The organism is Pseudomonas sp. FW305-3-2-15-C-LB1 (assembly GCF_058787615.1).
In genome coordinates, this window is record NZ_JBYSZX010000001.1 from 252,200 (window position 1) to 265,800 (window position 13,601).

Sequence of the window (13,601 nt, forward strand, 5' to 3'; positions counted from 1 at the left end):
GCGCAGTTTATCAACTGACGACGCGCAGCGGGGCCCCACTGAAGAAGCTCCGGGCGTTTTCCGCCAGTTGGCCGACGATGCGCTGCCGCGCTTCGCGACTGCCCCAGGCGTTGTGCGGGGTCACGATCAGCCGAGGGATGTCACCGGCCAACAGCGGATTGCCCTCCACCGGCGGCTCCACGCTCAGTACATCGGTGGCCGCGCCGCCCAGATGGCCGCTGCGCAAGGCGTCCGCCAGGGCCTGCTCATTGATCAAGCCACCGCGCGCGGTGTTGACCACAAACGCGCCGGGCTTGAGCAGCGCCAGTTCGCGGGCGCCGATAAAGTCGCGGGTGTGTTCGTTGAGCGGGCAGTGCAGGGTGAGCGCGTCGACCTGCGCCAGCAGTTCATCCAGTGGCACGCGGTCGGCGCGGGCAGGCCGCCCCGGAATCGCACCCAGCACCACACGCATGCCGAAGGCTTCGGCCAGGCGCGCCACGGCGCCGCCCAGTTCACCGTGGCCGAGCAGGCCGAGGGTCTTGCCTTCGAGTTCGACAATCGGGTGGTCCAGCAGGCAGAACTGCTTGGCCTCCTGCCACTTGCCGGCGCTCACGTCTCTTTGGTAATCCTTCAAGCGCGTCGCCAGGTTGAGCAACAGCATGATCGTGTGCTGGGCCACCGACGGCGTGCCGTAGCCCTGGCAGTTGCTCACGGTGATGCCGTGGGCGCGGGCGGCGTCGAGGTCGACGTTGTTGGTGCCGGTGGCTGAAACCAGGATCAGCTTGAGCTCCGGGCAGGCCGCCAGGGTTGCGGTATTGAGGGCGATTTTGTTACTGATCACCACGTGGGCGCCTTGCACGCGTTCAACCACGTTCTGCGGTGTGGTGTCGGTAAACAACTGCAACTCGCTGAAGCTGTTGCGCAATTCGCTGAGGTCAAGGTCCCCCAGGTCCAGGGACGGGTGATCAAGGAAGACGGCGCGGCGATTGTTCGTCATCAACTGTACCTTTTGCGACAGGGTTCGAAGGCGTAATCTGCCGAGCCTATCAGATGAAATAATCCGTTACTTAATGGAGTGAGTATGTACGCCGCCGAGTTCTTGACCGTAGCTCTGATTCACTTGTTGGCGGTGGCCAGCCCCGGCCCGGATTTCGCGGTGGTGGTGCGTGAAAGCGTGACCCACGGCCGCCGCGCCGGTACCTGGACCGCACTGGGCGTGGGCTCGGCGATTTTCCTGCACGTGGGCTACTCGTTGCTCGGCATCGGCTTGATCGTGTCCCAGTCCATCGTGCTGTTCAACGCACTCAAGTGGGCGGCGGCGGCCTACCTGCTGTACATCGGCTTCAAGGCCCTGCGCGCGCAGCCGGCCAAGCCACCTGTTGAAGGTGAGTTGCACCGCGAGGCGGGCGAACGCACCCCGCGTGGGGCGTTCACTGCTGGTTTTGTGACCAATGGCCTGAACCCCAAGGCCACCTTGTTCTTCCTGTCGTTGTTCACCGTGGTGATCAACCCGCACACCCCGCTGGCGATCCAGGCCGGTTACGGTGTGTACCTGGCGGTGGCGACGGCGCTGTGGTTCTGCCTGGTGGCGATGTTGTTCAGCCAGCAGCGCGTGCGTGCGGGGTTTGCGCGGATGGGGCATTGGTTCGATCGGACCATGGGCGCGGTGTTGATTGCGATTGGAGTCAAGCTGGCCTTCACCAGCATGAAATAAGCCGGATACTGGCGCAAAGCTAGCATTCGCTGGGGTCTGCAAATCATTCCTTTGGCTGATTTGGCTGAAACATAAGGTCTCTAAAGTGCAGGTCTTCAAGCCAAGACCGTGCAGTCAGAAAAGGGATTCGTATGTTGCAGACCCGTGTTATCCCGCCCGCCGAAGGTGCGTACCAATACCCGCTGTTGATCAAACGCCTGTTGATGTCCGGCACCCGCTATGAAAAGACCCGGGAGATCATCTACCGCGACAGACTGCGTTACACCTACCCGACCCTGATCGAGCGCGTTGCGCGCCTGGCCAACGTGCTGACTGAAGCCGGGGTCAAGGCCGGTGATACCGTGGCGGTGATGGACTGGGACAGCCACCGTTACCTGGAATGCATGTTCGCCATCCCGATGATCGGCGCGGTGATCCACACCATCAACGTGCGCCTCTCGCCGGAACAGATCCTCTACACCATGAACCACGCCGAGGACCGCTTCGTGCTGGTCAACAGCGAGTTCGTGGGGCTTTACCAGGCGATTGCCGGGCAGCTCACCACCGTCGACAAGACCCTGCTGCTCACCGATGGCGAGGCCAAGACTGCCGAGCTGCCCAACCTGGTGGGCGAGTACGAAACCCTGCTGGCCGCCGCCAGCCCGAAGTACGACTTCCAGGACTTCGACGAAAATTCCGTCGCCACCACCTTCTACACCACCGGCACCACCGGCAACCCCAAGGGTGTGTATTTCACCCATCGCCAACTGGTGCTGCACACCATGGGCGTGGCGACCATCATGGGCAGCGTCGACAGTGTGCGCCTGCTGGGCACCAACGATGTGTACATGCCAATCACGCCGATGTTCCACGTGCACGCCTGGGGCCTGCCGTATGTGGCGACCATGCTCGGCCTGAAACAGGTCTACCCCGGTCGCTACGACCCGGAATACCTGGTGGAGCTGTGGCGCAAGGAAAAGGTCACCTTCTCTCACTGCGTGCCGACCATCCTGCAGATGGTGCTCAACGCCAAGGCCGCCCAGGATGTGGATTTCGGTGGCTGGAAAATCGTCATCGGCGGCAGTGCGCTCAACCGTTCGCTGTACGAAGCGTCCAAGGCCCGTGGCATTCAGTTGACTGCGGCCTATGGGATGTCCGAGACCGGGCCGCTGGTGTCCTGCGCCCACCTCAACGAAGAATTGATGGCGGGCAACGAGGATGAGCGCACCACGTACCGCATCAAGGCCGGCGTGCCCGGGCCGTTGGTAGAAGCGGCGATCATCGACGGCGACGGCAACTTCCTGCCCGCCGATGGCGAGTCCCAGGGCGAGCTGGTATTGCGCGCACCGTGGCTCAGCGAGGGTTATTTCAACGAGCCGCAAAAGGGCGCCGAGCTGTGGGCGGGCGGTTGGATGCACACCGGCGACGTGGCGACCCTGGATGCCTTTGGGGTGATTGATATCCGCGACCGCATCAAGGACGTGATCAAGACCGGCGGCGAATGGATCTCGTCCCTGGCCCTCGAAGACCTGGTCAGCCGTCACCCGGCGGTACGCGAAGTAGCGGTGGTGGGCATTGCCGACCCGCAGTGGGGCGAACGCCCATTTGCCTTGCTGGTGGTGCGTGATGGCCATGTGATAGGCGCTCGTGAGCTCAAGGAACACCTCAAGCCGTTCGTGGAACTGGGCCACTTGAGCAAGTGGGCGATTCCGAGCCAGATTGCCGTTGTTACTGAAATTCCCAAGACGAGCGTAGGAAAACTCGACAAAAAACGTATCCGTATCGACATCATCGAATGGCAGGCCAACAACAGCACGTTCCTGTCCACCCTGTGAGCTGATTCGCCGCGCCCTTGTGGCACGGCAATGCTCTATCTCGCGCCTTGACTTGTGATTTGCCGATTTTCAGCCATCCTTGCCGCGTCGGCCTTCGCCGACGTGGCGAAAGGGTCGTGGCAGACGGGTCGGTGATGCAAATCACACTTTAGAGGGATCAAGCACTACCCCCTGCTGGCTATAGTCCCTTCCAGAGTTTTTCACGGATGTTCCGCTTCGGGCCATGGGGGCTCGGCTGCCGAGCGGCATTGGAATCGTTGTATTCCGGCCGTTACACGCATCACAGAAAGAACTCACTGCCATAACAATAAAATGCACATGGAGTAGCGTCGATGACCTCAGTAAACCAGTTCTGGCGCCGGGCAAGACTGCCCCTGGCCGTCAGTCTCGCTTCTACGCTCGCCGGGCCCGCATTCGGCGTCAGTTTCAACATTGGTGAAATCGAAGGGAGCTTTGACTCGTCGCTTTCCGTGGGGGCGAGCTGGTCGACGGCCAAGCCCAACAAAGATCTCATTGGTGCGAACAACGGTGGTCGTGGCCTGTCCCAGACTTCCGATGATGGTCACCTTAACTTCAAGCGCGGTGAGACCTTCTCGAAGATCTTCAAGGGCATCCATGATTTGGAACTGAAGTACGGAGACACCGGTGTTTTTGTACGAGGCAAGTACTGGTATGACTTTGAGCTAAAGGACGAAAGTCGCCCCTTCAAGGACATCAGTGACAACAACCGTAAAGAAGGCGCCAAGTCCTCTGGCGGGCAGATCCTCGATGCCTTCATCTACCACAACTACAACATTGCCGATTTGCCGGGCAACGTGCGCTTCGGCAAGCAGGTGGTGAGCTGGGGTGAAAGTACCTTCATCGGCGGCGGCATCAACTCCATCAACCCGATCGACGTGTCTGCGTTCCGTCGTCCGGGGGCTGAGATCAAGGAAGGCTTGATTCCGGTCAACATGTTCTACGTGTCGCAAACCCTGACCGATAACCTGTCGGCGGAAGCGTTCTATCAGTTGGAGTGGGACCAGACCGTTACCGATAACTGCGGTACATTCTTCTCGCAGCCTGACGTGATATCTGACGGTTGCAGCGATAACCTGCGAGTGCTCAACAAGCGCTCGACCATTCCGGGTGCCGCTTTACCGACCTTGAATGCCCTGGGTGTAGACGTCAATAACGAAGGTGTACTGGTACGTCGTGGTCCCGACCGTGATGCGCGGGACAGTGGCCAATTTGGCGTGGCCATGCATTACAACTTCGAGCCGCTGGATACCGAGTTCGGCGCTTACTTCATGAACTATCACAGCCGTGCACCGATCTTCAGTGCTCAAGGTGCACCGTCGTCCGCTTATACCCGTCCGCTGGGGCCGCTGGCTGCGCTGCGTCCGCTGATCGTAGCCGGTAGCTCGAACTACTTCGTCGAGTACCCGGAAGATATCCGCCTCTACGGCCTGAGCTTCTCCACCACCCTACCTACGGGCACGGCCTGGAGCGGTGAGTTGAGCTACCGGCCGAATGCGCCTGTGCAACTGAGCACGACCGATATCCTGTATGCCGGTGTCACGCCCATTCCGGGCTTTGGCAATGCGTCCGTGCTGAAAGGGACGCCTGGCCAGGATTTGCATGGCTATAACCGCAAGGAAGTGACTCAGTTCCAGACCACCTTCACGCACTTCTTCGATCAGGTGATGGGCGCCAGCCGCTTGACAACCGTCGGTGAGATTGGTGTGACCCATGTGGGCGGCTTGGAAAGCAAGTCCGAGGCCCGTTACGGTCGTGATCCGGTGTTTGGCCCAGGTAGTCTGCCAGGTGGGTTTTGCAACGCCCTCAACAACTCGACGGCCACCGGCGCCGGTCTTCCCAATGCGGCAGGTTTGAACACCAACTGCAACAACGACGGTTACACCACCGCCACCTCCTGGGGCTACCGCGCCCGCGCCATCTGGGAATACCCGGACGTGTTCGCAGGCGTCAACCTCAAGCCAAACGTGGCGTGGTCCCACGACGTCAAAGGTTACTCGCCAGGCCCTGGCGGTAACTTCGAAGAAGGTCGCAAGGCGGTCAGCCTGGGCCTGGATGCCGAGTATCAGAACACCTACACCGCCAGCCTGGCCTACACCAACTTCTTTGGTGGCAAGTTCAGTACGGTGGATGACCGCGACTTTGTCGCTTTGAGCTTCGGCGCCAACTTCTAAGCACACTGCATTTCAGGAAGACCAGAACATGAAAATAACCAAAAGTCTGTTGCACGTGGGTGTGCTTGGGCTGTCGATCCTGGCGAGCAACGTCATGGCGGCAGTCTCGGCGGATGAAGCTGCCAAGCTGGGCACGACCCTGACCCCGATGGGCGCCGAAATGGCCGGCAACGCTGCCGGCACCATTCCAAAGTGGTCGCCACTGCCCACCAACGCCGGCGCCGTCGACGCCCGTGGGTTCCTGGCTAACCCGTACGCCAGTGAGCAACCGCAATTCACCATCACTGCAGCGAACGTCGAGCAATACAAGGACAAGCTGGCGCCGGGGCAGTACGCGATGTTCAAGCGCTACCCGGAAACCTTCAAGATGCCGGTCTACCCGACCCATCGCGGCGCCACAGTGCCGGCGGATGTGTTTGCGGCCATCAAGAAGAACGCCACCACCACCAACCTGGTGTCCGGCGGCAACGGCCTGGAAAACTTTGAAACCGCCGTGCCGTTTCCGATTCCCAAAAGCGGCGTCGAGGTGATCTGGAACCACATCACCCGCTATCGCGGTGGCAGCGTGACCCGCCTGGTGACCCAGGCCACGCCGCAAACCAACGGTTCCTACAGCCTGGTGTACTTCCGCGACCAATTTGTGTTCCGCGACAAGATGAAAGACTTCGACCCGAAAAACCCGGGCAACGTGCTGTTCTACTTCAAGCAGCAAGTGACCGCGCCGGCGCGTCTGGCCGGTGGTGTGCTGCTAGTGCACGAAACCCTGGACCAGGTGAAGGAGCCGCGTTCGGCGTGGGTCTACAACGCCGGCCAGCGCCGTGTGCGCCGGGCGCCGCAAGTGTCCTATGACGGCCCGGGTACTGCGGCCGACGGCTTGCGTACCTCCGACAACCTCGACATGTACAACGGTGCGCCGGATCGCTACGACTGGAAGCTGGAAGGCAAGAAAGAGATCTACATCGCCTCCAACAGCTACAAGATCGACGATCCCAAGCTCAAGTACGCCGACATCATCAAGGCCGGCCACATCAACCAGGACCTGGCTCGCTACGAGCTGCGCCGTGTCTGGCACGTGGTCGCGACCTTGAAGGAAGGCCAGCGCCACATTTACGCCAAGCGTGACTTCTTCATCGACGAAGACACCTGGCAAGCAGCGGTCATTGACCACTACGACGGCCGTGGCCAACTGTGGCGTGTCGCCGAAGCCCATGCCGAGAACTACTACGACAAGCAAGTGCCGTGGTACGCCCTGGAAACCCTCTACGATCTGCAGTCCGGCCGCTACCTGGCACTGGGCATGAAGAACGAAGAGAAGCAGGCGTATGACTTCGGCTTCACTGCGACCACCAGCGACTTCACCCCGGCGGCCCTGCGCCAGGATGGTGTTCGCTAAGCTGCACGCGTAACTCAATGTGGGAGGGGCGGTGCGACGATTCGACTTGCCCCCGATAGCGGTGTGACAGTCAAACAGTGCATTGACTGATCCGCCGCCATCGGGGGCAAGCTTCCTCCCACATTTTTTGTCGCAGTTCTTTTTCAGTCATTTGTAGCAAAGATCTACAAACCCGCCGCTTTTACCGCTAGTCTGCGGACATCTGCAATGCCGACCACAGCCTTCTACAAGAGCCCGGCGATGACTGATCTGTCCCGAATCCAAGGGCCTGCCAGTGCGGTAATCCCGACCCTGGAAGGTCGCTTCTACAGGCCACCCCTGCCTGACGGCTACGTGCTGCGACCGCGCTTGTGCGAACGCCTGAGCGCCGGGCTGGACGGGCGCCTGTTGCTGGTCAGCGCGCCGGCCGGGTTCGGCAAGAGTTCGTTGGCGGTGGAGTTCTGCCAGAGCCTGCCGGCCCATTGGCAAAGCCTGTGGTTGGGCCTGAGTCCGCGGGACAACGACCCCGGTCGTTTCCTCGAGCGCCTGCTCGATGGTTTGCAGCAATTCTTCACGCAACTCGGCGCCCAGTCCCTGGGCTTGCTGAAAATGCGCCAGCGTCATCAACCCTTTGCCTTTGAAGAATGGCTGGACGGCCTGCTCGACGAGCTGGCCGTGCACCTGTCCACCCGTGCGCCGCTGTTGCTGGTACTGGATGACTATCACCTGGCCCAGGGGCCGGTGCTTGACCGCTGCCTGCAGTTTTTCCTCAATCATCTGCCCGATGGTCTGGTGGTGATGGTGACCAGTCGCCAACGTCCGGACTGGCATCTGGCGCGGCTGCGTCTATCGCGCCACCTGCTGGAACTGAATGAACAGGACCTGCGCCTGACGCACGACGAATCCCTGGCGGTGCTGGATCGCCACAGCAACTCCCTGCGCGGCGAAGCCCTCGACAACCTGATCCGCCGCAGCGAAGGCTGGGTCGCCGGCCTGCGCTTCTGGTTGCTGGCCGCCTCCGAGGCCGGTAGCGACGGCACCTTGCCGCAAAGCCTGAATGGCGGGGAAGGGCTGATCCGCGACTATCTGCTTGAAGAAGTGATCGACTGTCTGCCGGCCGAAGTACAGGCGTTTTTGTACGATACAGCCCCGCAGGATCGTTTTTGCAGCGAACTCTGTGATGCTGTGCGTGAAGCCCACGACAGCGCCGAAATCCTGCGTTACCTGCAAGCCCACCAAGTCTTTCTGGTGCCGCTGGACGAGCAGGGCCACTGGTACCGTTATCACCATCTGTTTTCCGACCTGCTGCGCACGCGGCGCGCCAGCAGCCATGTACTGCCGGCCGCGAGCCTGCACCTGCGTGCGTGCCGCTGGTTCAACGCCCAGGGCTTGATCGATGAGGCGGTGGAACAGGCGTTGCGCGCCGGCCACCTGGATGTGGCGGCCAACCTGGTACAGAACCTGTCCGAAGAACAACTGCTGGCCGAGCAAAACGTGGGCATGTTGCTGCGCTGGAAAATGGACCTGCCCGACAGTCTGCTGATCAGCACGCCACGTTTGATCGTGCTGTACAGCTGGGCGTTGGGCCTGGCTTGCCAGTTGGACGCGGCGGAAGAATTGTCCAGTTACCTCAGTCGCTTCCTGCCGGCGCCGTCGGCCACCGCGCAAAAGTCGATGCTGGCCCAGTGGCTGGCGCTTAGCGGGATCATCGCCCGAGGCAGGGGGGATCGTGAGTTGACCCAACGCTATTGCAGCGAAGCGTTGGAAAGCCTGCCGCAACGGCGTTACGGCCAGCGCCTGATGTGCCTGTCGACGCTCTCCAACCTGGCCATCGTCGATGCCGACCTATGGCGCGCCCGTGGTTTGAATCGCGAATCCCTGGAACTGGCGCAGCGGGTCGGCAACCCGTTGTTCGAGGCCCTGGCCCATTACGACCGTGCGCGGGTGTTGCAGGCGCGCGGCGAAATCCTGCGTTCCCTGGATGAAGTGCGCCAGGGTTTGCAGCGCCTGCATGGCCTGGCGCCGCAGCGCTTGTACGCGGTGCGTGCGCGGTTGTCGCTCTACGAAGGTTTTTTGCTGTTGGTGCGCCTCCAGCCTGAAGCCGGTCTCGCTCGCTTGCGCGCCGGTCTCGCCGAAGCCCGGGCTTGCCGCGATATCAGCGTGTTGATAGGTCATTGCGTGATCGCCAGTTTCGAAGGGCGTCGGGGTCAATTCGCCACGGCGTTCGCCGAGCTTGCCGAGGCGGAGCGCCTGATGCATATCTGGGACGTGCCACCGATCTACTACCTGGCGATGATTACCCTGATCAAGTGCGAGCTGTGGTTGGCCCAGGGCCGCACCGACCTGGCCGACGCCTGGCTGACCCGCCTGGGGCAGACCTACAACGGCGAACACGCCGCCGCCGCGCCAGAATTCCATCCGCACCTGCCCCAGCATATCGGGTTGCAACAGGCTGCGTTGGACGCCACGCGCCACCAGCCCGCTGCGGCGCTGCAACGCCTTGATGAACTGGCGCAGCAGGCGCATAACAGCGGGCGCCAGATGATCGCCCTCATGGCGCTGACCCAGCAGGCGCATTTACTGTTGGACAGCGGCCAGGAGGCCAAGGCGCGTCCGCTGCTGGCACAGGCGCTGGAGGCGGGGGCCGGTGGCGCGTTGCAACCCTTCCAGCGTCTGCTGGAAAACCACCCGGACTGGATGCGCGAGCAACTCGCCAGAGATCCCCATGGCCTCTTGAACGAGAGCCTGCTGGCGCTGTTGCCCGTCGCCTCGGTGGTGGAGACAGTGTCGATCCATGAAGCCTTGAGCGCACGGGAGCTGGCGGTGCTGCAACTGATCGCTCAGGGCTGTTCCAATCAGGAGATCAGTAATCGGCTGTTTATCTCCCTGCACACGGTCAAGACCCACGCCAGCCACATCAACAGCAAGCTGGGTGTTGAGCGGCGCACTCAGGCGGTGGCACGGGCGCAGGAGCTGAGGTTGATCGGCTAGGCCTGGGCTTTTGCGAAAGCCGCAGCCATGTAGTCTTGTTCTCGCAGTGAAAGACCAACCGCCTGAGCCACGGTCCTCCAATGGCTGACTGAGTTGATGCAGTCAGCGATGATTTCATCCGCCTTCCCGAGGTTCACACGGAAGAAACCGGCGACTTCTCTCGCCAGTTCCAGATCCAGCGCATTGTCGTATTCGGTAATATTGAGTTTCAGGCCATCTCCCAGTGGCGTGGGATTCAAGTCATACGCATCCGAAAGGCGCCATCCGTTGCCTGGCTCCAGGATAAAGCCATGATTACGCAAGTGGTCGTCGGTGTTTGAAACCAGGATATTGAACACGATGCGCGTCCACAGCTCTTGCAGATCCTGGTCGGTATTCGAGCCGCTGCGCATCAGCACTTCAGCCAGCTCCAGGTAGCTAGCGCCCGAGCTGGCGTCGTCACCATCGACTCGGCCAGTGAGCGTCATGGCGGATGCAAAGTGCAGACGGCCGCCTGCAGCCGTCCGGTCGAAACGTTTGACCATGAAGCAATGAAACTCGCTGGCATAGCGCTTGCCGATCGCCGAGGCGACCTTCAGGCCACAGGCCTTGGCCAGGGCGTTGACGACCAGCTCCCAGCCGCCCACATCGTAGGTGTCGCGGGTCGAGGGAAATTTGGCGATCCATAGATGGTTGTCGTGGTCGGCGACGCTGGCTTTCGGGCGTGCACCGCCCAGGGAGCCGCCGGGTGCAATCAACATGCGTAGCCATTGCCGGCCTTCTGGGGCCCGATTATCCGGGTCGTTTTCCAGCTCGCGACTGGCTCTTTCCAGCGTATGCAGCTCGACAAAAGGCGGCGCGGCAATGGTGTCCTGATCATCGAGAAAACTGCCGGTATCGTTCAGCCGGTAGCGTAGGGCGCCGGCGCGAAAGAGATCGTGTACGCCAAGCAGATAGTCCGACTCGCCGAGCCGAGTATTCGCGTCGTATAGTCCGTCGCGGATGTCGCGTTCCAGGCGTCGTTTCATCAGCAATCGCCCCCAGCGATCCGGGCAGGAGTCGCTGAAGACACCAAACATGTTTCGCCCCTCAACAGGGAACTGAGCGCCTGCATAGGGGCCGATGCCCGGGTCGATCCGAACGGCGTTCAGCGCCCGGTCTTGCAATGCCAGAGGGTCGCTTTCGTACTCGAACTTTTCGGTCAGCCGGGTTTTTCTTGCGTGCAGCCAACCAAGGCGCCGGGGGCCGTCGATACCTTCCCAGTCGGCATAAACCCCAATCATGGTCATTACGTGTCTGTCCTTTGCCGTGGTGGGATCAGTGCGGCCAGTGCGTCGCTGCTGATCGTGCCCTTGTCGGGAGGGGGCGTAGGCTTTGACGGTAGTGGCTTCTTGCGGGCGGTGGCTTTGTTTCTTGTAACTTTCTCTGTCTCCATCGGCTTATTCCTGCGCGACGCTGATGCCTTGCCCGTTAGCAGTGTTGAATCCTGCAGATGTCGACCCAGTTCATCGTCCGCTGCGACGGCGTTAAGGTCTTTTTCGAGGCCCAGCACCTGCAATATCGCCAGGTAAGCACCCATCGTGCTTCCTGAAGAGCCGCGCTCCAAGGCTCGAAGTGTCATCTGGGACATGCCGGCGCGCTCAGCTGCTTGCTTGGCAGTGATTTTTCGGCGCAGGCGCGCAAGTTTGATCCGCTCGCCGAAATCCGAAAGCAGGTGCTCGGTAGTGGGTAGCAATGGGGCGACTTTTTTTGCCATGCTATTATTCCTGCACTTTTTGGTGCGAAGTGCAAAAATAATAGCACTTCTATTTCTTTGTAAAGTGCAATTATTCTGGCGATACAGGGCTCGGAACTATAGTTTAATTGCATTGATCACGATTCAGAGGCTCACCCATGACGCTCACGGCTCCCACGCTGATTCGCGAAACCTTCCCCGTAGGCCCCTTGCAGTGCAACTGCACCATCATCGGCGACCCCATCAGCAAAAAGGCCATCGTGGTCGACCCGGGCGGCAACCATGAGCTGATCCTGGCGCGGCTCGATGCCCTGGGCCTCAAGGTGGTCAGTATCATCCATACCCATGCCCATCTGGATCACTTCCTGGCGTCCGGCCAGTTGAAGGAGAAGACCGGTGCCACCTTGTACTTGCACAAAGAGGATCAATTCCTTTGGGACAATCTGGAAATGCAATGCCAGATGTTTCGCGTGCCCTACACCCCGGTGCCTTCGCCAGACCGCTGGCTGGAACATGATGAAGAGTTGGCCTGCGGGTGTGGCGTGGCATTGCACACCCCGGGGCATACGCCGGGCTCGATGAGCTTCTGGTTTGCCGATGCCAAGCTGCTGATTGCTGGCGACACCCTGTTCCGACGTGGTATCGGGCGTACGGATTTGTGGGGCGGCGACCAGGCGACCATCGTGCGTTCGATCAAGCAGCGGCTATACACGCTGGATGAGGGGGCGACCGTGGTGACCGGGCACGGCCCGGATACTCGACTGGGTGATGAAATGCGTGAGAACCCTTTTGTACGGGCGTGACAGATTAATTGCCGGGTAGGGCTGTTCTGTCAGAGGCAAGCGTTGCAGCAAAAACTCAGGTTGTGTTCAGCGTGCGTCTGCTACGGTTGCTGTAGCGACGGAATTTTTGCCGTTTGTCGTGTTCCAAACTCGGCACAGGTCCATTGCCAATGTCCTTTGCACCATAGAATGCAAAAGTAGGAGCTTCCTTCATGTTCACTTCGCGTCGTCTGCTTGTTGTTGCTACCGCCGTAGCCCTGTTGTCCGGCTGCGCATCACCTAATCCTTATGACGGCAGCAGCCAGGGACAGGCGAGTAATGAATCCGGCGGTATGAGCAAGACCGCCAAGTACGGCGGCTTGGGTGCCCTGGCCGGTGCACTGGCGGGTGCGGCCATCGACCATAACAACCGTGGCAAGGGCGCGCTGATCGGTGCCGTGGTTGCAGGTGCCGGCGCAGCAGGTTATGGCTACTACGCCGATCAGCAGGAAAAGAAACTGCGCGAGAGCATGGCTAATACTGGGGTTGAAGTTCAGCGCCAGGGCGACCAGATCAAGCTGATCATGCCGGGCAACATCACCTTCGCCACCAACTCGGACGCGATCTCCAGCAGCTTCTACCAGCCGTTGAACAACCTGGCCAACTCGCTCAAGCAGTTCAACCAGAACACGATCCAGATCGTCGGTTATACCGACAGTACGGGCAGCCGTCAGTTGAACATGGACCTGTCCCAGCGTCGTGCGCAGAGCGTAGCCAACTACCTGACGTCCCAGGGCGTCAACGGTGCCAACCTGAGCGCACGCGGTGCCGGCCCGGATAACCCGATTGCCAGCAACGCCGACGTCAACGGCCGCGCCCAGAACCGTCGTGTGGAAGTCAACCTCGGCCCGATCCCGGGCCAGCAGTACGGCCAGCCAGGTGCTCAGCAACAGGCGCCACAGCAGAACAACCAGTTCCAGGGCAACCCGTACTCGCAGTACCAGTAAACATTCGCTAATAAAAAGGGCGCCTGTGAAAGGCGCCCTTTTTTGTGGCTGCGTGAT

At 60.8% G+C, this 13,601-nt stretch carries 10 protein-coding genes; 7 read left to right on the plus strand and 3 right to left on the minus strand.

The features are described from left to right. Nucleotides 1–10: 10 nt before the first annotated feature. Complete coding sequence (locus tag AC3WP7_RS01285) at nt 11–976, minus strand: 2-hydroxyacid dehydrogenase (protein WP_092240768.1); 966 nt, start codon at nt 974–976, stop codon at nt 11–13. 84 nt (nt 977–1,060) lie between these two features. On the opposite strand from AC3WP7_RS01285, the gene AC3WP7_RS01290 reads away from it, so the two are divergent. The 5 genes from AC3WP7_RS01290 to AC3WP7_RS01310 all read left to right on the plus strand — a co-directional run bounded on the left by AC3WP7_RS01290 (nt 1,061) and on the right by AC3WP7_RS01310 (nt 10,062). Continuing rightward, on the plus strand, nt 1,061–1,693 hold the full coding sequence (locus tag AC3WP7_RS01290) for a LysE family translocator (RefSeq protein WP_058422966.1): 633 nt from the start codon (nt 1,061–1,063) through the stop codon (nt 1,691–1,693). A gap of 131 nt (nt 1,694–1,824) precedes the next feature. Then, nucleotides 1,825–3,507 carry a fatty acid--CoA ligase gene (locus AC3WP7_RS01295; RefSeq protein WP_071491173.1) on the plus strand — a complete coding sequence of 561 codons (1,683 nt, stop codon included), beginning with the start codon at nt 1,825–1,827 and terminating at the stop codon, nt 3,505–3,507. Nucleotides 3,508–3,839: 332 nt separating this feature from the next. Further along, a complete protein-coding gene (locus AC3WP7_RS01300; RefSeq protein WP_093119797.1) occupies nt 3,840–5,699 on the plus strand; it encodes a DUF1302 domain-containing protein in 1,860 nt (619 codons plus the stop codon). Nucleotides 5,700–5,727: 28 nt separating this feature from the next. Continuing rightward, nucleotides 5,728–7,092, plus strand: a complete 1,365-nt coding sequence (locus tag AC3WP7_RS01305; RefSeq protein ID WP_025855569.1) for a DUF1329 domain-containing protein — start codon at nt 5,728–5,730, stop codon at nt 7,090–7,092. Between the two features lie 240 nt (nt 7,093–7,332). Next, complete coding sequence (locus AC3WP7_RS01310; RefSeq protein WP_102591606.1) at nt 7,333–10,062, plus strand: winged helix-turn-helix domain-containing protein; 2,730 nt, start codon at nt 7,333–7,335, stop codon at nt 10,060–10,062. Here AC3WP7_RS01310 and AC3WP7_RS01315 read toward each other — a convergent pair. After that, nucleotides 10,059–11,330, minus strand: a complete 1,272-nt coding sequence (locus AC3WP7_RS01315; RefSeq protein ID WP_102591605.1) for a type II toxin-antitoxin system HipA family toxin — start codon at nt 11,328–11,330, stop codon at nt 10,059–10,061. The genes AC3WP7_RS01310 and AC3WP7_RS01315 overlap by 4 nt on opposite strands. Beyond that, nucleotides 11,330–11,797, minus strand: a complete 468-nt coding sequence (locus AC3WP7_RS01320) for a helix-turn-helix domain-containing protein (protein ID WP_102591604.1) — start codon at nt 11,795–11,797, stop codon at nt 11,330–11,332. Before AC3WP7_RS01320 ends, AC3WP7_RS01315 begins: the two co-directional genes overlap by 1 nt. Before the next feature lie 137 nt (nt 11,798–11,934). Between AC3WP7_RS01320 and AC3WP7_RS01325 the strand changes: the two genes are divergently transcribed. After that, nucleotides 11,935–12,579 (plus strand): MBL fold metallo-hydrolase, encoded by a 645-nt coding sequence (locus tag AC3WP7_RS01325; protein ID WP_093119787.1) that lies wholly within the window; start codon nt 11,935–11,937, stop codon nt 12,577–12,579. A gap of 191 nt (nt 12,580–12,770) precedes the next feature. Further along, nucleotides 12,771–13,544, plus strand: a complete 774-nt coding sequence (locus AC3WP7_RS01330) for a YiaD family glycine zipper/OmpA-like lipoprotein (RefSeq protein ID WP_058422961.1) — start codon at nt 12,771–12,773, stop codon at nt 13,542–13,544. The last annotated feature ends 57 nt before the right edge of the window (nt 13,545–13,601 follow it).

Excerpts from the sequence above, each read along its gene's own strand:
- AC3WP7_RS01285 (WP_092240768.1), bottom strand. The coding sequence starts at position 976 with ATGACGAACAATCGCCGCGCCGTCTTCCTTGATCACCCGTCCCTGGAC.
- AC3WP7_RS01290 (WP_058422966.1), top strand. The coding sequence starts at position 1,061 with ATGTACGCCGCCGAGTTCTTGACCGTAGCTCTGATTCACTTGTTGGCG.
- AC3WP7_RS01295 (WP_071491173.1), top strand. The coding sequence starts at position 1,825 with ATGTTGCAGACCCGTGTTATCCCGCCCGCCGAAGGTGCGTACCAATAC.
- AC3WP7_RS01300 (WP_093119797.1), top strand. The coding sequence starts at position 3,840 with ATGACCTCAGTAAACCAGTTCTGGCGCCGGGCAAGACTGCCCCTGGCC.
- AC3WP7_RS01305 (WP_025855569.1), top strand. The coding sequence starts at position 5,728 with ATGAAAATAACCAAAAGTCTGTTGCACGTGGGTGTGCTTGGGCTGTCG.
- AC3WP7_RS01310 (WP_102591606.1), top strand. The coding sequence starts at position 7,333 with ATGACTGATCTGTCCCGAATCCAAGGGCCTGCCAGTGCGGTAATCCCG.
- AC3WP7_RS01315 (WP_102591605.1), bottom strand. The coding sequence starts at position 11,330 with ATGACCATGATTGGGGTTTATGCCGACTGGGAAGGTATCGACGGCCCC.
- AC3WP7_RS01320 (WP_102591604.1), bottom strand. The coding sequence starts at position 11,797 with ATGGCAAAAAAAGTCGCCCCATTGCTACCCACTACCGAGCACCTGCTT.
- AC3WP7_RS01325 (WP_093119787.1), top strand. The coding sequence starts at position 11,935 with ATGACGCTCACGGCTCCCACGCTGATTCGCGAAACCTTCCCCGTAGGC.
- AC3WP7_RS01330 (WP_058422961.1), top strand. The coding sequence starts at position 12,771 with ATGTTCACTTCGCGTCGTCTGCTTGTTGTTGCTACCGCCGTAGCCCTG.